We start from the raw sequence: 20601 nt of genomic DNA on the forward strand, positions 1-20601 counted from the left end.
CGGCCGGCCCCCCGGACAGATTCCGGGGGCCGCCACCCGCGTATGAAAAAAAGAAAAGCGGTAGCGCCGACCCATGGTCGGCGAGCGCAGCGGCCGTTGGCGGGAACATTCCGCCGACCATGGGTCGGCGCTACCAGGGCCACCTCGCCCCGCCAACAACCAGCCCTGCAGCTTTTGACGTTGACGTTGCCTTCGCTGTTGCTTCAAGCCCGCGTGCAAGCGCGGAAAATCACAACACCTGCGCGGTCACCGCGACGAAGTGGCACACGCTGCCGCCGATCACGAACAGATGCCAGATCGCGTGCGAATAACGGATCGATTCGCGGTGGTAGAAGTAAGTGCCCAACGTGTAGGACAGCCCGCCGGCCAGCAGCCAGCCCAGCGTCCACAGGTCGATCGCCGCCAGCATCGGCTTGATCGCCACCACGATCAGCCAGCCCATCGCGATGTAGATGCCGGTCGACAGGGCCTTGAAACGGCCGGTGTAGAACAGCTTGAACACCACCCCGGCCAAGGCCAGCGTCCAGATCGCGGCGAACATGCTCCAGCCCCAGGGGCCGCGTAGACCGATCAGCATGAACGGCGTATAGGTGCCGGCGATCAGCACGTAGATCGCGCAATGGTCGAAGACCTTCAGTCGCCCCTTGGCCACCGGGTGCTGGATCGCGTGGTACAGCGTGGAGGCGGTGTACAGCAGCAGCAACGCCACGCCGAATACGATCGAACTGAACAGTTGCCAGCCGTCGCCGTTGATGGCGGCCAGGGTGATCAACACAGCGCTGCCCGCCAGGGCGAACACCGCACCGAGGCCATGGGTCAGCGCGCTGGCGATTTCCTCGCGGATCGATTCAACAGAGGTCATGTGGGACGAGTGGGTCGCAGGGAGGGGGACCTGCATCACCCCTATCATCGCCGCGATGGCCGGCGCGTGCACGTCCGGCCACCGCCGTGGTTCAGGACGTGGCGGTGTACGCCGCTTCACGGGTAGCGGAGAAGCGTACGTCCGGCGCGCGTTCCTGCGCCAGCTGCAGGTTGACCCGCGTCGGCGCAAGGTAGACCAGCTGGCCGGCCGCATCCACCGCCAGGTTCAGCGCGTTCTTCTCGCGGAACTCTTCCAGCTTCTTTTCGTTGCTGCAGGTAACCCAGCGCGCAGTGACCACGCTGACCGGCTCGAAGGTGGCTTCCACCCCGTATTCGTCCTTCAGGCGGTACGCGGCCACGTCGAACTGCAGCACGCCGACCGCACCGAGGATCAGGTCGTTGCTCATCAGCGGACGGAAGAACTGGGTCGCCCCCTCTTCGGACAACTGCGCCAGGCCCTTCTGCAGTTGCTTGAGCTTGAGCGGGTCGCGCAGGCGTGCGCGGCGGAACAGTTCCGGGGCGAAATTCGGGATCCCGGTGAAGGTGATCGCCTCGCCTTCGGTGAAGGTGTCACCGATGGAAATGGTGCCGTGGTTGTGGATGCCGATGACATCGCCCGGCCACGCTTCGGCAGCGATCTCGCGATCACTGGCCATGAAGGTCAGCGCGTTGGCCAGCTTCATGTCCTTGCCGGTCCGCACGTGCAGGGTCTTCATGCCTGCCGCGAAACGGCCCGAACACACGCGCATGAACGCCACGCGGTCACGGTGCTGCGGGTCCATGTTGGCCTGGATCTTGAACACGAAGCCGGTCAGCTTGTTCTCCTGCGGCCGCACGGCGCGGCCGGTGCTGGCACGCGGCTGCGGCGACGGGGCGTGTTCGACGAAGAAGTCCAGCAGCGGCTGCACGCCGAAATTGTTCACGCCCGAGCCGAAGAACACCGGGGTCTGCTTGCCCGCGCGGTAGGCGTCCAGGTCGAACGGGTGGCTGGCGCCCTGGACCAGTTCCAGTTCATCGCGCAGGTCGGCCAGCATCTGCGCGCCGATCTTCTCGGCCAGGCCGGGCGAGTCGATGGACGGGAAGATGGTCGAGTCCTGGCGGGTGAAGTTGCGGCCCTGCTCGTAAAGATGCACTTCGCCGGTGATCAGGTGGACCACGCCCTTCAGGCGCTGGCCCATGCCGATCGGCCAGGTCACCGGTGCGCACTGGATGCCCAGCACGCTTTCCACCTCATCCAGCAGGTCGATCGGTTCCTTGCCCTCGCGGTCGAGCTTGTTGATGAAGGTCATGATCGGCGTGTCGCGCAGCCGGCAGACCTCCATCAGCTTGATGGTGCGCTCTTCCACGCCCTTGGCCACGTCGATCACCATCAGCGCCGAGTCCACCGCAGTGAGCACGCGGTAGGTGTCCTCGCCGAAGTCGGCATGGCCGGGGGTGTCGAGCAGGTTGACGATCTTGCCTTCGTAGGGGAACTGCATCACCGATGAGGTCACCGAGATGCCGCGCTCTTTTTCCAGCGCCATCCAGTCGGAGGTGGCGTGGCGTGCGGCCTTGCGGCCCTTGACCGAACCAGCCATCTGGATCGCACCGCCGAACAGCAGCAGCTTTTCGGTCAGCGTGGTCTTGCCCGCATCAGGATGGGAAATGATGGCGAACGTGCGGCGGCGCGCGGCTTCAGTGGCGACTTCGGACATGGCAGGGGGCGCCCGCCCGGGGCGCAGATCAATGAAGTAAGCCGATGATTATCGCCGAAAAAAGGTGAGGGAGGGGATCAGGGCTGTTTTTCGAAGTGGAGCTGGCCGCGCGGGGTGACGATGCGCACCGGGATCGACTCGAGCTGCGTGCCGCGCTGTCGCTGCACGGCGAAATGCAGGTGCGGGGCGGTGCTGTACCCGGTGTTGCCGGACAGCGCGATCGGCTGGCCGGCCTGCACCTGCTGGCCTTCATTCACCAGCACGCCCTCGTGCTGCAGGTGCGCGTAGACGGCCATGCTGCCGTCGTCATGGACGATGCGCACATAGTTGGCGCGCCCGCGGTCACGCTGCGGATCCAGTCCATTGCCGCTGAAGCCCGCCTGCACCCGGGTCACCCGGCCGCCGCGCGCGGCCAGTACCGGCGTGCCTTCGGGCAGGGTGAAGTCGACTGCATGGCGGTTTTCGGCGTCGCGGTGGCTGAATCGGCCCTGCGGAGCCTGGCCCACGCTGAAGCGCCGCGCATCAAACGGTAACTGGTAAGCGAACGAATCCGCTGCCGGGGCGCCTGACAAACCCCAGCCGGCGCGCCAGTCGATGGTATCTGACGCCATCGTGGGCCGGGCACACAGGGGCAGCAGGATCAGGCAGCACGGCAGCAGGCGGCGCATCGAGGATCAGCGTGGCAGCAGGAGGGCGGACTGTAGCAGCCCGCGCAGGCCCCCGCGGAAGTTGCGAATGAATCCATCGCTTCATCCGCATGAAAGGATTGACAGGCCGGATATTCGCTGGCATCGTGGCTCCACCATCGAGACCGGCAGAGGGACAGGCCCTTTGAAGCCGGGGCAGCCCGCAGGCGCGCAAGCGTCAGCGTAGGTGCCAAATCCTGCGGGGACCCCGTGTCTACCGGAAGATGGTTCGAGCCGTGCCCGGAAAGGGCAGGACTTGGACGCGAGCCCCGCGAAGGCTCGATGGCCGTTTTCCTTATTGGATGCCGCCATGAGCTTCGCCCCCAGCACCGCCCTCCGCCCCGACTCTTTTGTTCCCGTCAGCGTGCCGGTCGAAGACCGCGTGCATGCCGCACGCGGCGAGTTCGCCGCGGTGCTGGACATGCGCCATGCCGGCCCGCGTCCGATCCGCCTGCGCTACGAATGGGTAGGCCCCGCCGACGCGCCCGTCGTGGTGTTGGCCGGTGGCATTTCCGCCAACCGCCACGTGGCCGCCAATGCCCGGTTCGGCGAGAAAGGCTGGGCCGAAGGCCTGGTCGGCCCGGGGCGGACCCTCGACCCGCAGCGGCTGCGCGTGCTGGCGTTTGATTTCATCGGCGCCGATGGCGCGCTGGACGTGCCGATCGATACCGCCGACCAGGCCGATGCGCTGGCGATCCTGCTGGATCACCTCGGCATCGCGCAGCTGCAGGCGTTCGTCGGTTACTCCTATGGCGCGCTGGTCGCCCAGCAGTTCGGCCTGCGCCACCGCCGGCGCGTGCAGCGGCTGGTGGTGGTCAGCGGCGCGCATCGTGCGCACCCCTACGCGGCCGCCTGGCGCGCCCTGCAGCGACGCGCCGTTGCACTGGGCCAGCTGCAGTGCAGTGACGAGAACGGCCTGGCCCTGGCACGCCAGTTCGCGATGCTCAGCTACCGCACGCCGGAAGAGTTCAGCGAGCGCTTCGACGCCGCCCCGGAAGTGATCAATGGGCGCGTACGCGTGGCCGCCGAAGATTACCTGGACGCGGCCGCCGCGCAGTACGTCGCGCGCACGCCGGTCACCGCCTGGCTGCGCCTGTCCGAATCCATCGACCTGCACCGCATCGAACCGGCGCAGCTGCTGCTGCCCACCGTCGTGGTGGCCGTGGAAGGTGACCGCCTGGTGCCGCTGGCCGACCTGGTCAGCCTGGTCGAAGGACTGGGCCCGCGCGGCAGTCTGCGCGTGCTGCGCTCGCCCTACGGCCACGACGCCTTCCTGAAAGAAACCGATCGCATCGACGCGATCCTCGCCAACGCCATCCGCATCCCGGGAGAAACCGCATGAGCCACGACATCAACGGCACGCCGTCCTGTAGCCGCACCACTGCCGCAGTGCGCGCCGGCATCGACCGCGACAGCGCCCACGGTGCGGTGACCCCGCCGATCGTGCTGTCCTCCAACTTCAGCTTCGATGGGTTCGGCAACAAGCGCCAGTACGACTACACCCGCAGCGGCAATCCGACCCGCGACCTGCTCGGCGAGGCACTGGCCGAGCTGGAAGGCGGCGCCGGCGCGGTGGTGACAGCGACCGGCATGGGCGCGATCAACCTGGTGCTGCAGGCGCTGCTGGGCCCGGAGGACACCCTGGTGGTGCCGCACGATGCCTACGGTGGCAGCTGGCGGCTGTTCAACGCGCTGGCCGGCAAGGGCCAGTTCAAGCTGGTCACCGCCGACCTGACCGATCCGCGCTCGCTGGCCCACGCGCTGGCCAGCTCGCCGAAGCTGGTGCTGGTGGAAACCCCGTCCAACCCGCTGCTGCGCATCACCGACCTGCGCTTCGTCATCGATGCCGCGCACAAGGCCGGCGCGCGGGTGGTGGTCGACAACACCTTCCTTTCGCCCGCCCTGCAGCAGCCGTTGGCCTTCGGCGCCGACCTGGTCCTGCACTCCACCACCAAGTACATCAACGGCCACAGCGACGTGGTTGGCGGGGCGGTGGTGGCGCGCGATCCGGACCTGGTACAGCAGCTCACCTGGTGGGCCAACGCACTGGGCCTGACCGGTTCGCCGTTCGATGCCTTCCTGACCCTGCGCGGCCTGCGCACGCTGGATGCACGCCTGCGCGTGCACCAGGAAAACACCGCTGCGATCGTGCCGCTGCTGGCCGCCCATCGCGCGGTGAGCGCGGTGTACTACCCCGGCCTCGCCGACCACCCAGGGCATGCCATCGCCGCACGCCAGCAATCCGGTTTCGGCGCCATGCTGTCCTTCGAACTGGCGAACTGCGAGGGCGACGATCCGCATGCGGCGGTGCGCGCGTTCGTCGATGGCCTGCAGTACTTCACCCTGGCCGAATCGCTGGGCGGCGTGGAGAGCCTGGTCGCGCATCCGGCGACGATGACCCATGCTGCGATGACCGTGCAGGCGCGCCAGGCCGCCGGTATCAGCGAAGGTCTGCTGCGCTTGTCGGTGGGCATCGAATCCGAACGCGACCTGCTTGCCGACCTTGCCGCCGCGCTGGACCGGGCGGCGGCCGTGGTCGATGCACAGGCCCGGCAGAAACAGGTCGTGGACGCATGAACGCCCAGGTCATCGAACTCTCGCGCGCCTCCTCGGGGCGGCTGGCGTTGCTGGGAACCGGCACGGTGGGCACCGCGTTCGTCGCCCGTTACCAGGCATTGCAGGCACGCGGGCTCGCCTTGCCGCCGTTCCGTTGGTTGGCCAACTCGCGCGCGGTACTGGCCTGCGACGGTGCGCCGGAACGGCCGCTGCATGAGATAAAGCGCGCCCCCCGGCTGACGGCCGCCGCAGCACCGTGGAAGCAGGCCGACAGCCTGCGCGCCGGAGACGTGGTGGTGGACGCCACAGCCAGTGAAAGCGTCGCCGCCGAACACGCGCTCTGGCTGGCGCGCGGCGTGCACGTGGTGACCGCCAACAAGCTGGGGCAGGGCGCGCAGCAGCAGCGTGCAGCGCAGATTGCGGCGCACTGTGCCGACAGCGGCGCGCGCTACGGCGACAGTGCGACGGTCGGAGCGGGCCTGCCGCTGCTGAGCAGCCTGCGCGCGCTGGTCGAAGGCGGTGACCGCATCCACCGCATCGAAGGCGTACTGTCCGGCTCGCTGGCCTGGTTGTTCCACCGCTACGACGGTAGCGAGCCGTTTTCGGTGGCGGTGCGGGAAGCGCTCGCTGCCGGCTTCACCGAGCCGGATCCGCGGTTGGATCTCTCTGGAGAGGACGTGCGTCGCAAGCTGTTGATACTGGCGCGCGCCAGCGGATTGGGCCTCGCCGATGGACAGGTGCAGGTCGATTCGTTGGTGCCGGCGGCGCTGGCCATGCTGCCGCACGCGCAGGCGCTGGAGCAGCTGGCGCAGCTGGATGCACCGCTCCACCAGCGTTGGCTGCATGCACGCGAGGCGGGCCAGGTGCTGCGCTTCATCGGTCGCGTCGAAGCCGGGGCCGCACGCGTTGGTGTGCAGTCGCTGGCGGCAGACCATCCGCTCGCGTCGGGTGCAGGAACGGACAACTGTGTCGCGATCTACAGCGATCGATATCACGATCAGCCACTGCTGATCCAGGGGCCGGGCGCAGGTGCGGAGGTCACGGCAGCGGCATTGCTGGATGACGTGCTGCGCATTGCGCGGACGCAGACAACCGAACGACGTTGAGCCCGCGGATCTGCAGGCACGCAGGGCGCTGATGCGGCGAACTGCAGCTCCGCCCGTTGCAGGACGCCCCCGGCCGTGGGCAAAGGTGCCGACCCTGCCGGCACCTCCACGTTCTTTACGGCGCCTTCAGCGCGCGCAGCAATGCGGCATTGAAACGTGCGGGATCCTGTACCTGCGGCGAGTGCCCCAGTTCGGCGAATTCCACGAGCTGTGCGCCGGGTATCGCCGCAGCGGCTGCCTTGCCCAACACGGGGTAGTCGCCCAGCGTTGCCTTCAGCGCAGGAGGGGCCAGGTCGCGGCCGATGGCCGTGCGATCCTTCTGGCCGATGAACAGCGTGGTCGGCACGCGGATGTTCTTCAACTCGTGAACGACGGGCTGGTTGAACACCATGTCCGAGGTCAGCGCCTGGCTCCATGCCACAGCGTCCTTGCCCGTGCCGGCATACATGCCGGCCTGCATCCGCGCCCAGCGCTCGAACGAGGGCTTCCAGTCGCCGTTGTAATACACATCAAGCTGGTATTTCTTGATGGATTCAAAGCTGGTCTTCAGCTCGTTGGCATACCACGCATCCACGCTGCGCCACGGCACGCCCAACGCCTTCCAGTCCTCCAGGCCGATCGGATTGACCAGCGACAACGACTGCGTGGCATCCGGGTACAGCAGCGCATAGCGGGCGGCCAGCATGCCGCCCATGGAATGGCCGACGATGTGCGCGCGCTGCACGCCGAGCTGCTGCAGCAGGGCATGCGTATTGGCGGCCAACTGGCCGAACGAATACTGGTACCCCTGCGGCTTGCTGGATTTGCAGAAGCCCACCTGGTCAGGCGCGATCACCCGATAGCCGGCATCAAGCAGGGGCTGGATGCTCTCCTGCCAGGTAGCAGCACAGAAATTCTTGCCGTGGAGCAGGACCACCGTGCCGACCGGCGCACGCGGCGGCGAAAGATCCAGGTAGGCCATTTCCAGTGGTTGGCGCTGCGACTGCAGTGCGAACATCTTTACCGGATGGGGATAGTCGAAGCCTTCCAGCCGGGCGCCGTAGCTATCGGCGGCGAGCGTGGTGATTGGAAGGCAGGCAAGCAGGGCGGTGGCCAGCAGGCGCATGGTGGTCTCCGGGGGGAAGCTTGAGGTTAACCGGAAAAGCGTGACGACCAACGGTCGTCACCCACCACGACCAACGGTCGTCACCCACTACGACCCCCGCAGGCAGCTGCGGTCAGCACTCGATGACGTTCACCGCCAGGCCGCCGCGGCTGGTTTCCTTGTACTTGTCCTGCATGTCGCGGCCGGTGTCGCGCATGGTCTTGATGACCTTGTCCAGCGATACCTTGTGCTTGCCATCGCCGCGCATCGCCATGCGCGAGGCATTGATCGCCTTCACCGCGCCCATCGCATTGCGTTCGATGCAGGGAATCTGCACCAGACCGCCGATCGGATCGCAGGTCAGGCCCAGGTTGTGCTCCATGCCGATCTCAGCGGCATTTTCGATCTGGCTGGGACTGCCGCCCAGCGCAGCGACCAGGCCACCGGCGGCCATCGAGCAGGCGACACCCACCTCGCCTTGGCAACCGACTTCGGCGCCGGAAATCGAGGCGTTTTCCTTGTACAGGATGCCAATCGCCGCCGAGGTCAGCAGGAAGTCGAAGATCCGCTGTTCGTTCGCCCCCGGGCAGAAGCGGTCGAAGTAATGCAGTACCGCAGGCAGCACGCCGGCGGCGCCGTTGGTGGGGGCGGTCACCACGCGGCCACCGGCGGCGTTTTCTTCGTTCACCGCCAGCGCGTACAGGTTGACCCAGTCCAGCGTGGTCAGCGGATCACGCATCGCAGCTTCCGGCTTGGACGACAGTTCGCGGTGCAGGGCGGGGGCGCGCCGGCCGACCTTCAGTCCGCCTGGCAGTACGCCTTCCTGGCGGATGCCGCGGGCCACGCACGCCTGCATCGCTTCCCATATTTCGCGAAGCTGGTCCCGGATCTCGTCTTCGCTGCGCCAGGATTTCTCATTCTCGAACATCAGCTGGGCAATGCTCAGCCCGCTCCGCGCGGTCTGCGCCAGCAGTTCATCGCCACTCTTGAACGGATAAGGCAGGGGGGTCTCATCGGGTACGATGCGGTCGTCGGCCGCATCATCCTGGTTGACCACGAAGCCGCCGCCGACCGAGTAATAGTCGCGCGTGGCAATCAGCTCATCGTTGGCGCCGTACGCTGTGAAGCGCATGCCGTTGGTGTGGTAGGGCAGCTTCTGGCGCTTGTTCAGGCCGAGGTCGCGCTTCTCCTCGAAGACGATTTCATGCTGGCCCATCAGGTTGATGCGCCTGCTGGTACGGATGCGTTCCAGCGTGGCCGGGATGATGTCCGGGTCGATCAGGTTCGGCCGCTGGCCTTCCAGCCCCAGCAGTACCGCTTTGTCGGTACCGTGTCCGCGACCGGTCAATGCCAGCGAACCGTAGACATCGGCGCGGATGCGCACCACGTCCTGCAGCCGGCCGGGATCGAGCAGCCAGCGGTGCACGAAGCGCTCGGCCGCTTTCATCGGGCCTACGGTGTGCGAGGAACTCGGGCCAATGCCGATCTTGAAGACGTCGAACGTGCTGACTGCCATGGATGCCGTGCTGCGGGTACCGGGAAAGACGCTATTCTAGCGGTTGCCGCAGCGCATCCTTGGCTGCGCCGCAGCAAAGCCATCGGAGCCCTGCCTGTGTTGATCCTGTACCAGCGTGATGACTGCCAGCTGTGTGACCAGGCCTTGGCCGTGCTCGCCCAGGCGCGTTTTCCCGATTTCGATCCGGTGTTCATCGATGGGAATCCCGCGCTGGAACCCCGGTATGGAGCGCGCGTGCCGGTGCTGCGTGATGCCGCTGCGGACCGCGAGCTGGATTGGCCATTCGACGCCGCTGCACTGGCGGCATGGAGGCACCCGGATCCGTAGCGCCGGACCTTGCCCGGCGCTGGCGGACCGCGTTGGTCATTTCGCCTTGAACGTCACCACGGTGCTGATCGCGGTTTCGTCCGGAATGCTCTTGGTGTCGGCCCAGTCGCCCCCTCCCACGCCGAAGTCCAGGCGCTTGACGGTGGCCTTGCCCTTCAGTACCGGCTGGGTGCCGGGGGTCCAGGTGAAGGTCAGGGTCACCGGCTTGCTGACGCCGCGCAGTTCCAGCGTGCCATCGGCAGCGTAGGTGTCGCTGCCCAGTGCGCGGAAGCCGCTGGCGGAGTATCGCGCGGTGGCGAACTTGCCGACATCGAAGAAGTCCGCGCCCTGCAGGGTGGAGTCGCGGTCACTGTTGCCGCTCTTCGCACCGGCCAGCGGGATGTTCACCTCGAGCTTGCCGGCCGCAGGGTTGGCCGGGTCGAAACTGAGCTGGGTGGAGAACCCGGGGAAGGTGCCGGCGAAGACCTCGCCGTCGTACTTGGTGGCAAAGGCCAGGTTGGAACCCGGCGCTCCGGCCGCCTGCACGTAGTCGGCGGCCAAGGCAGGCGAGGCGGCCAGCAGGCCGGCCAGCGCAGCGGCGACGGCCGATGGGGTGCTGAGTTTGATGCTCATCGAATCAGTCCTTCTGGGAAGAGGCGAGCCAGCCGCGCGGCAGCATGCGCGCCAGGGTGGCATCGCGTTGGAAAAAGTGGTGGTAGAGCGCGGCACCGGCATGCGCCAGCACCACTGCGATCAGCAGCCAGAAACCATATTCATGGATGGCGTGCGACACAGCTACCTTCTGCGGATCCGGCGCCACCAGCTTGGGCACGTCGACCAGGCCGAACCAGCGGAACGGACGCAGCCCGCTTGCCGAGTCGTAGATCCAGCCGGACAGCGGAATGGCGAACATCAGGACATACAGCAGCCCATGGGTAGCGCTGGCGACGCGTTCCTGCCAGCTTGGAGTGCCGGGCACCGCGGGCGGTGCGCCGGCATGCAGGCGCCAGCCCAGGCGCAGCACCACCAGCGCCAGCACACTGATGCCCAGTGATTTGTGCGCGGTGTAGACCCAGAAATACTTCGGCGTCTTCGGCAGCTCGCCCATGGTCAGGCCGACCACGCCAAGGGTGAGGATCAGCAATGCGATCAGCCAGTGCAGGGATTGGCTCACGCCACCCCAGCGCTGCGCATTGGGACGGGTCATGGCGTGCTCCTGTCAGAAGGCTCGGGCGGAACGGGGGCGGCGGAAGGTTCGTCATCACCGGCGTTGCGGTCGCGAACGGCCTCCGCTTCGATGCGCAGCTGCACGCTGTCGCCGATCATGCTGGACCATGCGGTGATGCCGAAGTCGCGGCGGCTGAGCGTGGCCGTTGCCGAGAAACCAGCGGTGCGGCGGAACGGCGGCAACGGATGCCGTTTGAGGGCGTTGAGCTTGACCTCCAGCACGACTTCACGGGTAACCCCACGAAGTGTCAGGTCTCCTTTGACGCGGGCATGGGTTTCATCGATCTGCTCGACGCTGGTGGATACGAAGCGTGCTTCGGGAAAACGTTCGCCGTCGAGCAGGTTGCGTGCCAGCGCGGACTGGTTCCATTTGGCATCGCCCAGGTCCAGGTGGGAGATCGGGATACGCACGTCCAGGCGGGAAGCGGCCCAGTCGGCGGGATCGAACGCCAATTCGCCCTCACTGCCGGATACGGTGCCCAGCGCATTGGAAAAGCCGGCATGTTCGATGGCGAACAGGACCCGTGTATGTACCGGGTCGAGCCGGTACGTCGGCGTGGCCGCCATGCTGACCGCAGGCAGCGCGGACAGCAGCAAGGCAAGGGTAAGGCGTCGCAGCACGCGGTGGGCTCCTGCAGGGGGACGTGACGATCATACGCACGCCACCGGCTTCGCGAGCAGCCACATGGCTGCAACAGATCATGGTGCCGATGGTCCTTGCCTGCCAAGGCCCGTCGGCAACGCCACCGCCAGCATCCCGCTCGCCGGACGCATCGTCAAGGCTGTGTGACAATCGCCTGCATCCAAGGGGGAGCGATGGCCAAGCACATGCATCAAGGACGGGCGCTGGGATGGCTGTTGGCAGTGGCCGGCCTGCTGTTGTCAGGGCTGTTCCCCTGCCAGGCGCTGGCGGGCGCGCAGGATGCCGCCGAAACCCCGCGGCTACGGCGGCTGGGCCCGGCGGAAGGCCTGCCATCGCGGATGGTCACGGCCTTGGCGCAGGACCGCCAGGGCTACATCTGGGCTGCGACCGATGGCGGATTGGCGCGTTATGACGGCGTGTCGCTGCGCAGCTGGCGGCATGATCCGCAGGCCGAGGGCAGCCTGCCTGGCGATGAGATCGAAACACTGCTGGTGGACGTCCAGGACCGCCTCTGGCTGGGCATAAACGGCGTGGGCCTGGTCCGCATGGGACCGGCCCGTGACGCCTTTGAAACGCTTGACGACATCAACGAGGCCTGTGACGGACAGTTCTGGACCTTGGCCGAACACGACAAGGCGCTGTGGATCGGCACCAGCGCCTACGGGCTGTGCCGACGCGACGAAGCGGGCAAGGTGCAGCTGTTCCGTCATGATCCGCATGATCGGCACAGCATTCCCGGTGACACGGTCTTTTCCAGCCTGGTCGATGGGCGCGGACGCCTGTGGGTCGGTACCGAGCGGGGTGTCGCGCGCTGGAACGGCACTGGCTTTGATCGGATCGCGCCGGCGACCCTGGGCGCCACTGCGGTGCTGCGGCTCAGTCGCGATGCGGCCGGCGGCGTATGGGTTGGCACGCAGTCCGATGGCATGTTCCACATCGACGCGCACGATGCGGTCCAGCGTCCCCAGTGGTCACAGGGCGACACCCTGCGCTCCTCCAAGGTGCTGCATGATCGCCAGGGCGGCTTCTGGGTAGGCAGCTCAGATGGGCTGCTGCGCGGCGATGAGCAACGGCTGCGCCGGTTGGAAGGCGACCGTGGCAGTGGTTTCCTGACCGTGCACAGCGGCGTGGTGGATCTGCTGCAGGACCACGAGGGCGGCATCTGGATCGCCTTGTTGACCCAGGGACTGGCTTACCTGCCGCCGGACTGGAAACGTTTCTCGACCTGGTATCAGCTGGACGGCAAGCCGCTGGACAGCCAGTACCTGCTGAGCGCGGCCAGCGACGGCACGGACTTCTACATCGGGGCGGCGCCGGGCGTGTATCGGCTCGATGGAAAGGGCACGCTGTCGCTGCTGGTCAGTGACCAGACCATCGGCAGCGGTGCGGTCTGGTCGCTGCTGCCGCGTCCCGACGGCACCTTGTGGCTGGGGCGCGCAGGGCGCATCACGGTGTACGACCCGCGCCGCGGCAGCCATCGCGACTGGTTGATCCACGGCGGCGCGGACCTGCGCCAGCGCATCGACCTGATGCGCGCCGCCCCCGATGGAACGGTGTGGCTGTCAGTGATGAACCATGGCCTGCAGCACCGCGACGCGGGCGGGCGACTCCTGCAGGAAATACGTTCCAGCGATCTGCCTGGACGCAGTGAAGCGCCGATCGAACAGATCCGCTTCGATCCCCGTGGGCAGCCATGGGTGGTGGGCGACGTGGGCGTGCTGCGCTTCCAGGACAGCGCGTTCCTGGCCGTGCCGGGCGTTTCGCGCGGACCGATCTTCGATATCGCCTGGGTTTCGCCCACCGGTGTGTGGCTGGCACGGCAGGGGGCATTCGAACGCTACGACTGGGACGGCCTGGGCCTGAACCTGCGCGAGCAGGTTGCTGCGGCAGAAGGCGTGCCGCCGGTGTCGATCGGCGGACTGGTGCCCGCGGCCGACGGACAGATATGGGCCACCAGTCCGCGTGGCCTTATGCGTTGGGATCCGCTGGCGCGACAGCTGCGCATCTACACCGAGCGCGACGGATTGCCCGATGCGGAGTTCAACGGTCGCCCGCCTGCGCAGGATGCCGCAGGCAGGGTGTTGGCCGTATCGAAGATCGGCCTGGTAGGCTTCGATCCGAACCAGCCCGACGCACGGCTGCCGCCATCGCAGTTGGTGGTCGGTGCGTTGCGGGTGCGCCGCGACGATGGCGAAGGGTGGCAGGAGCTGCCCCTGGATGCCCCGGTCGTGCTGGGGCCGGATGATCGCGATCTGCAGATCAACGCACGCCTGCTCTCCTTCGCCAACCCGCTGAGCAATGCCTACCGCTTCCGCGTGGACGGGTATGACTTGAACTGGGTGCCGGCTGTCGACGGCGAGCGCACGCTGTCGCGCCTGCCTGCAGGCAGCTACCGCATCGAAGTGCAGGCGCGCCGCGCCGGCGGCGACTGGACCATCGCCCCGGACCTGCGGATGGAGGTGCTTCCACCGTGGTGGCGCAGTGGCGCGGCGCTGCTGCTGTATGTGCTGGCCAGCGCGCTGCTGTTGGCTGCCCTGGCGTGGTACGTGCGGCTGCGGCTGCGTCGGCGCCAGCAGTGGCAGCTGACGCTGCACAAACAGCATCTTGCCGAACAGGCATCCCAGGCCAAGAGCCATTTCCTGGCCACGCTGGGCCATGAAGTACGCACGCCGATGACCGGTGTGCTGGGGATGAGCGAGCTGTTGCTGGACAGCCCGCTGGACGAGCAGCAGCGCGGCTATGCCGGGGCCATCCACCAGGCCGGCACGCACCTGTTGCGGTTGGTCAACGATGCGCTGGACCTTGCACGCATCGAGGCCGGCCGGCTTGAACTGGACATCCGCCCGTTCGGCCTGGAGGCACTGCTGGACGAAGTGCAGGGCCTGATGGAGCCGCTGGCAGGGCAGCGTGGGCTTGCCTTCCAGCGACAGGTGAACGTGCCCGGTCATGTCTCGGCCAGCGGCGATGAAATGCGGGTACGGCAGATCCTGATGAACCTGCTGGGCAACGCCATCAAATTCACCGAGCGTGGCGAGGTGCGCCTGGCGGTGCAGCTGTCCGATGGCGGGGCAGGAATCGTGTTCGAGGTCACCGACACCGGGCCGGGCATCAGTGTCGAGCAGCAGGCGCGATTGTTCGAGCGCTTCGAACAGGCCGACGGACCGCGCACCGCCTCGCGCTTCGGCGGCTCCGGGCTGGGCCTGGCGATCTGCCAGGAGCTTGCCGTGGCAATGGGCGGCCGCATCGGCGTGCAGAGCCGGCCCGGCCAAGGTGCCTGTTTCCGTGTGGAACTGCCGCTGCCGTGGCAGATGGAGGCGCATCCCCCGGAGTCCGGCACCGGTCTGCTGTCGCTTGATCTGCCCGGGCTGGCGATCCTGCTGGTGGAAGATGATCCAACCGTGGCCCGTGTCATCGTCGGCCTGCTGTCAGCGCGCGGGCACCGCGTGGTCCACGTACTGCATGGGCTGGCCGCATTGGCAGAAGCCTCCACGGCGGCCTTCGACGTGGGGCTGCTCGACCTGGACCTGCCCGCACTGGACGGCCTGGCGCTGGCGCGGCAACTACGCGCGCTGGCGCATGAGTTCCCGCTGCTGGCGGTGACCGCGCGTTCGGATGCCTATGCCGAAGCAGACGTGCTGGCGGCGGGATTCGATGGCTTCCTGCGCAAGCCGGTGACCGGGGACATGTTGGTCGAAGCGATTGCCCGGGCGCGCCAGCGCCGACCTTCGCAGTGAAGCCACCGCCGACAGCGGATGGGGCGTGCCGCGCCCTGCGCGAAGAGGCGGGCTTCGGTTTACTATGCCGGGACGGCGATGTGCTGTCGCATCCACCGCTGCGTTGAACGCGCGGTCTGGCAGGTGAGGGACGGCAATGCGGAGATGGCAAGGTTGATGGGTCTGCGTACGGCGATGACGCTGTTGCTGTCAGGCTGGCTGTTGCTTGCGCCCGCGCGTGCGTTGGCGCAGCCGGTTCCGCCTACGCCACGGCAGCTCACCGTATTCGACGGCCTGCCTTCCAACACCGTCAACCGGATGGCCGAAGACCGCCTGGGCTACCTCTGGATCGCCACCAACGACGGGCTGGCGCGGTTCGATGGCCGCAGCTATCGCATCTGGCGCGCTGAAGATGGCCTGCGCGACAACCGGATCTGGACGGTACTCGCCGATGCGCGCAACCAGTTGTGGATCGGTACGGAAAACGCCGGGTTGGTGCGCTTGTCCGCCGATCGCAAGCAGATGCATTTCTATGACCGCGCCAGCCAGCCGCTGCTGACCAGCAACACGGTCTGGAGTGTTGCCTCCACCCCTGATGGGGCGATCTGGTTCGGCACCTACGAGGGCGGCCTGTACCGCCTTGATGCGCAGGACAGACTGCAGCGGTTCCTGCCCGAGCCGGGCAACCCGCGCAGCCTGCCATCCAACAGCGTACCGTTCCTGGCAACACTGCCGGACGGCACGTTGTGGGTCGGCACCAAGCGGGGCCTGGCGCGCTGGACCGGTACCGATTTCGAGCGCATGCCGGACGCGCTGCCCGCAGATGCAGTGATCAACGGGATGACTGCGGACGCCGATGGCAGCCTGTGGATCAACACGCTCGGCAGTGTGATCGTGCGGCGTCCCGACGGGCGTTTCGAACCCGCGCCCTGGCCGGTCCCGGACAACGACCAGGTGCTCGGAGTGATGCTGCACGACGAGCAGGGGGGCTACTGGCTGGACACCCGTTCCGGGCTTGGGCGCGGCGTTGATGGCCATTACCAGCAGGTGCCGCTCTACAGTGCACTGGCGCGCGGCCGGGTGCGCCCGAACTGGACTGGCGCATTCCAGGACCGCGAAGGCGGCATCTGGCTGGCCAGCACCAATGCCGGCTTGTGGCACCTGCTGCCGCGCTGGTGGCAGTTTTCGGTACTGGCACGGCTGGAAGACGAGCCGTCATCGCTGCGCAACGCCTTCGTGCTGGGCACGGCCGCCTCGCGCGATGGGGGCGTGTGGACGGTTGGGGGCCATGGCGCGCTGGACAAGCTGGACCCGCTGACCGGGAAAGTGCAGCAGCACCTGACCTGGGTCAACGGCAACCACTGGTTGATGTCGGTGGCCGAGGACGCGCGCGGGCGGGTCTGGATCGGCTCGATGGACGCCCTGCAGCGCTATGACCCGGCCAGCCGCCGGGTGCTGCGCTGGGGCAGGGACGCGGGCAAGGATGCGGTGATGGAGGGCAACGTCCAGGACATCGCGGTGTGCGCTGACCAGGTCTGGACGATGTCGCCTGCCGGTGTGCAGGCGCGCGACCTGGACGGACACCTGCTGCACGACGTACCGCTCGGGCAGGGGGGCCTGCAGTCCGGACAGCTTGCCACCAGCCTGGAATGCGGGCCTCGCGGCCGACCGTGGCTGACCAGCAGTGCCGGCGTGCAGGAGTGGGATGCGCTGGGTGCGCGTTTCGTCCAGGTCGATGGTGGTCCATCGGGTGCGGTGCACGCCATGGTGCTGGCGGCCGACGACCAGGTCTGGCTCTCCCAGGATGGTCGCCTGGTCCAGCATCGGTGGAACGGCAATGCGCTGCAGCGCCACCGGGCGATCGGCGCGGTGCAGGGCTATCCGGCGCTGGCGGCCAACGGACTGGCGGTCGACGCCGGCGGTATCGTCTGGGCCAGCAGCCCGCGCGGCATGCTGCGGGTGGATCCGCGCACGCCGAGCGTGCGCCTTTACGGCGTGCACGACGGCCTGCCAAGCCAGGAATTCCGCGAAAACACGCTGGTCTCCGCCACCGGTGGACACCTGCTGGCCGGCACGCCGGCCGGGCTGGTGGTGTTTGATCCGCTCAAGGTGGGGCCGCCAACGCGGCAGGCGCCGCTGGTGATCGAACGGGTCGAGGTAAGCCGCGGTGACAAGGTGGTCGACCTGACCCACGCTGCCGCGGTGACCATCGAAGATGGCGACCGTGACCTGCACATCGTGGCGCGACTGCTTTCCTTCAGTGATGCGGCATCGAATGTCTATCGCTTCCGGCTGGCTGGCTACGACCCGGATTGGGTGGATGGCGGGGCGGGCGGAGAGCGGGTGTTCTCGGCGCTGCCGCCGGGCCGCTACGCACTGGAAGTGCAGGCGCGTTCTGCCGACCACGTCTGGTCGCGGATCCAGACGCTCGAGTTCCAGGTGCTGCCACCCTGGTGGCGAAGCGTCACCGGGGTGCTGGTGCTGGCCGCAGCGTCGCTGTTGCTGCTGAGCGGCTTCGCGTGGTTGTATCGGCGGCGCCTGCATCGGCGCCACGATTACCAGATGGCCGTGCACAAGCAGGAAGTGGCCGAGCAGGCATCAGCGGCCAAGACCCGCTTCCTGGCCAATCTGGGACACGAGGTGCGCACGCCGATGACCGGTGTCCTGGGCATGACCGAACTGCTGCTGTCATCGCCACTGGACACCCGCCAGCGCAGCCAGGCCGAATCGATCCGCAGCGCCGGCGAGCACCTGTTGCTGCTGGTCAACGATGCGCTGGACCTGGCGCGGATCGAGTCCGGTCGCCTGGAGCTGCAGGCGCAGAGTATCGATCTGCACGCGCTGCTTGCCGAGGTGCAGGCACTTACCGCGCCGCTGGCGCGTCAGAAGGCGGTGCAGTTCACCTTGTACAACGAGCTGGCCCCGGGTCTGGCCGCAGAGGGTGATCCGCTGCGGGTGAGGCAGATCCTGTTGAACCTGCTCGGCAATGCAGTGAAGTTCACCCAGCGCGGTTCGATCACCCTGCTGGCGCGCGCTGGCGACCACGCATGCGGCCTCTGCTTCGAGGTCACCGACACCGGCCCCGGCATCAGCCACGAGCTGCAGAAGCGCCTGTTCCGGCGCTTTGAACAGGCCGACGGCGCACGTACCGCGGCCCAGTACGGCGGGAGTGGGCTGGGCTTGGCGATCAGCCGTGAGCTGGCGCTGGCGATGGGCGGTGACATCATCGTGGAAAGCCAGCTGGGACGCGGCACGCGTTTCCGCGTCGAGCTGCCGCTGCCGCTGCACCCGCTTGAGGCTGCCGATGCGCCGGCCGCGGACGGGCGACGGACACCGGCGCTTCCGCTGCGCATCCTGCTGGTGGAGGACGATCCGACCGTTGCCGAGGTGGTCGGTGGGCTGCTGCGCGCGCGCGGGCACGAGGTGGTGCATGCCGAGCACGCCCTGGCGGCGCTGCGCGAGATGGCCGGTGAGCGCTTCGACATCGGCCTGCTCGACCTCGACCTGCCTGGGCTGAGCGGCTTCGACCTGGCACTGCACCTGCGCAACCAGGGGCACGCGCTGCCGTTGTTGGCGGTGACAGCGCGCACCGATGGCGATCTGGCCGAGCGCGTCGCCGCTGCGGACATGCAGGGCTTCCTGCGCAAGCCGGTGACCGGGGATCTGCTGGCCGAAGCCATCGCACGGGCGATGTCGGCGTAGTGCGATCCCTCGTGCCGACCCTGGTCAGCACCGCCATATCGCCCGCCTGCAGACCTATTCGGCCACTTCCTCGATCTGCTTCGGCTCCGGACCGGTATCGGGCAGCTGCCAGAAGATCAGCGTGGAGGTCAGTGTGATCGCGCCCACGCACAGGAACGTGGCGTGCAGGGCTGCGGTGGCGCCATGTGACTCCAGTGGCGCGAAGGCCGCCAGCAGGCTGCCGGCGGCAGCAGCGCCGAAGCCGGCCGCCAGCATCATCACCATCGACAGCAGGCTGTTGCCCGCGCTGGCAAAGCCCACGTCCAGGTCGCGCAGGGTCACGGTGTTCATGACCGTGAACTGCAGCGAATTGACCGCGCCGAACAGTGCCAGCTGCAGCAGTCGCCAGCCCAGCGGCTGTTCCGGCGACATCAGCGCGAAGCTGGCCATCGCGAAGCCTACCAGGACGGTGTTGGTCATCAGCACCCGACGATAACCGAAGCGCTCCACCAGCTTGACCGCCAGCCGCTTGGCGACCATGCCGGCCGCTGCGACCGGGATCATCATCAGGCCGGCATTCATCGGGCTCATGCCCATGCCGACCTGCAGCAGCAGCGGAATCAGCAGCGGCATGGCGCTGCTGCCGATGCGCGAGAACAGATTGCCGAGAATGCCGATGCGGTAGCTGGGCACGCGGAACAGGGCGAGCGAGAACAGCGGCGCGGTGGAGTTGGCTGCGTGCAGCCAGTAGCCGACCAGCGCGGCCAGGCCGGCCACCGTCATCAGCATCACCAGCGCATGCGGGGTACCCATCCCGGAGATGCCATCCAGGGCCAGCGACAGCACCACCATGCCGAAGGCCAGCATCACGTAACCGCGCAGGTCGAAGCGGCTGCGATGGGCGGCGTAGTGGTCGGGCATGACCTTCATGGCCACGAAATAACCGATCACCCCGATCGGCAGGTTGATCAGGAATACCCAGTGCCAGGAGGCGACTTCGACCAGCCAGCCGCCCAGCGTGGGGCCGATCAGCGGACCGATCAGCGCCGGGATCGCGATGAAGCTCATCGCGCGCAGGAAATCTTCCCGCGGCACCGAACGCATCACCGCCAGCCGACCGACCGGCAGGAGCATGGCCCCGCCGATGCCCTGCAGCACGCGTGCGGCGACCAGCTGGTGCAGGCTCTGCGCCAGGGCGCAGGCCAACGACCCGAGGGTGAACAGAATGATCGCGACCAGGAACGTGCGGCGAGTGCCGAAGCGGTCGGCTATCCAGCCCGATGCGGGAATGAAGGTGGCCACCGCAAGCGCGTAGCTGAACACCACCGACTGCATCTGCAGGGGGCTTTCGCCCAGGCTGCGCGCCATCGCTGGCAGTGCCGTGTTGACGATGGTGGAGTCCAGCATCTGCATGAAGATCGCCAGCGACACCAGCCACAGCAGGGGACGGATGGAGGCGTAGCTTGCTGTCATCGGGCCGGGATCCGCGCGATCGGGAGGCGCCATCATCGCCGAAGGGCGGTCATGG

14 protein-coding genes, 1 pseudogene and 1 riboswitch are annotated in these 20601 nt (G+C 67.5%); of the genes and pseudogenes, 6 read left to right on the forward strand and 9 right to left on the reverse strand.

Features of this window, described 5'->3' with window-relative positions:
• Positions 1–229: 229 nt before the first annotated feature.
• The 3 genes and pseudogenes from CXG43_RS10230 to CXG43_RS10240 form a co-directional block, all read right to left on the reverse strand.
• The gene (locus CXG43_RS10230; RefSeq protein ID WP_101099874.1) at positions 230–862 is read right to left on the reverse strand and encodes a hemolysin III family protein; all 633 of its coding nucleotides are present in this window, start codon (positions 860–862) and stop codon (positions 230–232) included.
• A gap of 91 nt (positions 863–953) precedes the next feature.
• Positions 954–2555, reverse strand: coding sequence for a peptide chain release factor 3 (locus tag CXG43_RS10235; RefSeq protein WP_101099875.1), 1602 nt, complete (start codon positions 2553–2555; stop codon positions 954–956).
• Positions 2556–2632: 77 nt separating this feature from the next.
• Positions 2633–3121, reverse strand: a pseudogene (locus tag CXG43_RS10240) (M23 family metallopeptidase); the annotation flags it as partial.
• A 233-nt stretch (positions 3122–3354) separates the two neighbouring features.
• A riboswitch (SAM riboswitch) is annotated at positions 3355–3472 on the forward strand.
• A gap of 79 nt (positions 3473–3551) precedes the next feature.
• Between CXG43_RS10240 and CXG43_RS10245 the strand changes: the two are divergent.
• Genes CXG43_RS10245 through CXG43_RS10255 form a run of 3 tightly spaced genes read left to right on the forward strand, consistent with a single transcriptional unit; the run spans position 3552 to position 6903 of the window.
• Positions 3552–4583 carry a homoserine O-succinyltransferase gene (locus CXG43_RS10245; RefSeq protein ID WP_101099877.1) on the forward strand — a complete coding sequence of 344 codons (1032 nt, stop codon included), beginning with the start codon at positions 3552–3554 and terminating at the stop codon, positions 4581–4583.
• The gene (locus CXG43_RS10250; protein ID WP_101099878.1) at positions 4580–5818 is read left to right on the forward strand and encodes an O-succinylhomoserine (thiol)-lyase; all 1239 of its coding nucleotides are present in this window, start codon (positions 4580–4582) and stop codon (positions 5816–5818) included. Before CXG43_RS10245 ends, CXG43_RS10250 begins: the two co-directional genes overlap by 4 nt.
• Positions 5815–6903, forward strand: a complete 1089-nt coding sequence (locus CXG43_RS10255; RefSeq protein ID WP_101099879.1) for a homoserine dehydrogenase — start codon at positions 5815–5817, stop codon at positions 6901–6903. Before CXG43_RS10250 ends, CXG43_RS10255 begins: the two co-directional genes overlap by 4 nt.
• 115 nt (positions 6904–7018) lie before the next feature.
• Here the strand turns inward: CXG43_RS10255 and CXG43_RS10260 are convergent, their stop codons facing one another.
• Together CXG43_RS10260 and CXG43_RS10265 are read right to left on the reverse strand one after the other, a co-directional pair.
• Entirely contained in the window at positions 7019–8008 is a 990-nt protein-coding gene (locus CXG43_RS10260) for an alpha/beta hydrolase (protein ID WP_101099880.1), read from the reverse strand.
• Positions 8009–8120: 112 nt separating this feature from the next.
• The gene (locus CXG43_RS10265; RefSeq protein WP_101099881.1) at positions 8121–9503 is read right to left on the reverse strand and encodes an L-serine ammonia-lyase; all 1383 of its coding nucleotides are present in this window, start codon (positions 9501–9503) and stop codon (positions 8121–8123) included.
• Between the two features lie 96 nt (positions 9504–9599).
• On the opposite strand from CXG43_RS10265, the gene CXG43_RS10270 reads away from it, so the two are divergent.
• Positions 9600–9830, forward strand: coding sequence for a glutaredoxin family protein (locus tag CXG43_RS10270; RefSeq protein WP_198551437.1), 231 nt, complete (start codon positions 9600–9602; stop codon positions 9828–9830).
• A 36-nt stretch (positions 9831–9866) separates the two neighbouring features.
• On the opposite strand, the gene CXG43_RS10275 is transcribed toward CXG43_RS10270, so the two are convergent.
• Genes CXG43_RS10275 through CXG43_RS10285 form a run of 3 tightly spaced genes read right to left on the reverse strand, consistent with a single transcriptional unit; the run spans position 9867 to position 11603 of the window.
• Entirely contained in the window at positions 9867–10442 is a 576-nt protein-coding gene (locus CXG43_RS10275) for a YceI family protein (RefSeq protein ID WP_101099882.1), read from the reverse strand.
• A 4-nt stretch (positions 10443–10446) separates the two neighbouring features.
• A complete protein-coding gene (locus CXG43_RS10280) occupies positions 10447–11016 on the reverse strand; it encodes a cytochrome b (protein WP_101099883.1) in 570 nt (189 codons plus the stop codon).
• A complete protein-coding gene (locus CXG43_RS10285; protein WP_101100107.1) occupies positions 11013–11603 on the reverse strand; it encodes a YceI family protein in 591 nt (196 codons plus the stop codon). Before CXG43_RS10285 ends, CXG43_RS10280 begins: the two co-directional genes overlap by 4 nt.
• A gap of 249 nt (positions 11604–11852) precedes the next feature.
• Here CXG43_RS10285 and CXG43_RS10290 point away from each other — a divergent pair, with 249 nt between their 5' ends.
• Both CXG43_RS10290 and CXG43_RS10295 read left to right on the forward strand, forming a co-directional pair.
• Positions 11853–15413 (forward strand): ATP-binding protein, encoded by a 3561-nt coding sequence (locus tag CXG43_RS10290; protein ID WP_232767731.1) that lies wholly within the window; start codon positions 11853–11855, stop codon positions 15411–15413.
• A gap of 153 nt (positions 15414–15566) precedes the next feature.
• Positions 15567–19094 (forward strand): ATP-binding protein, encoded by a 3528-nt coding sequence (locus tag CXG43_RS10295; RefSeq protein ID WP_101100109.1) that lies wholly within the window; start codon positions 15567–15569, stop codon positions 19092–19094.
• 54 nt (positions 19095–19148) lie between these two features.
• Here CXG43_RS10295 and mdtD read toward each other — a convergent pair whose 3' ends face one another.
• A complete protein-coding gene (gene mdtD / locus CXG43_RS10300) occupies positions 19149–20546 on the reverse strand; it encodes a multidrug transporter subunit MdtD (RefSeq protein ID WP_101099884.1) in 1398 nt (465 codons plus the stop codon).
• Positions 20547–20601: the final 55 nt, after the last annotated feature.

Origin of the sequence: Stenotrophomonas sp. Bg11-02 (genome assembly GCF_002836635.1) — a bacterium.
Taxonomy (GTDB): Bacteria; Pseudomonadota; Gammaproteobacteria; order Xanthomonadales; family Xanthomonadaceae; genus Stenotrophomonas; species Stenotrophomonas lacuserhaii.

Bases quoted from the DNA above. Each gene is read 5' to 3' on its own strand.
- CXG43_RS10280 (WP_101099883.1), bottom strand. From the start codon at position 11,016: ATGACCCGTCCCAATGCGCAGCGCTGGGGTGGCGTGAGCCAATCCCTG.
- CXG43_RS10265 (WP_101099881.1), bottom strand. From the start codon at position 9,503: ATGGCAGTCAGCACGTTCGACGTCTTCAAGATCGGCATTGGCCCGAGT.
- CXG43_RS10235 (WP_101099875.1), bottom strand. From the start codon at position 2,555: ATGTCCGAAGTCGCCACTGAAGCCGCGCGCCGCCGCACGTTCGCCATC.
- CXG43_RS10255 (WP_101099879.1), top strand. From the start codon at position 5,815: ATGAACGCCCAGGTCATCGAACTCTCGCGCGCCTCCTCGGGGCGGCTG.
- CXG43_RS10285 (WP_101100107.1), bottom strand. From the start codon at position 11,603: ATGGCGGCCACGCCGACGTACCGGCTCGACCCGGTACATACACGGGTC.
- CXG43_RS10260 (WP_101099880.1), bottom strand. From the start codon at position 8,008: ATGCGCCTGCTGGCCACCGCCCTGCTTGCCTGCCTTCCAATCACCACG.
- mdtD (WP_101099884.1), bottom strand. From the start codon at position 20,546: ATGACAGCAAGCTACGCCTCCATCCGTCCCCTGCTGTGGCTGGTGTCG.
- CXG43_RS10290 (WP_232767731.1), top strand. From the start codon at position 11,853: ATGGCCAAGCACATGCATCAAGGACGGGCGCTGGGATGGCTGTTGGCA.
- CXG43_RS10245 (WP_101099877.1), top strand. From the start codon at position 3,552: ATGAGCTTCGCCCCCAGCACCGCCCTCCGCCCCGACTCTTTTGTTCCC.
- CXG43_RS10230 (WP_101099874.1), bottom strand. From the start codon at position 862: ATGACCTCTGTTGAATCGATCCGCGAGGAAATCGCCAGCGCGCTGACC.
- CXG43_RS10275 (WP_101099882.1), bottom strand. From the start codon at position 10,442: ATGAGCATCAAACTCAGCACCCCATCGGCCGTCGCCGCTGCGCTGGCC.
- CXG43_RS10250 (WP_101099878.1), top strand. From the start codon at position 4,580: ATGAGCCACGACATCAACGGCACGCCGTCCTGTAGCCGCACCACTGCC.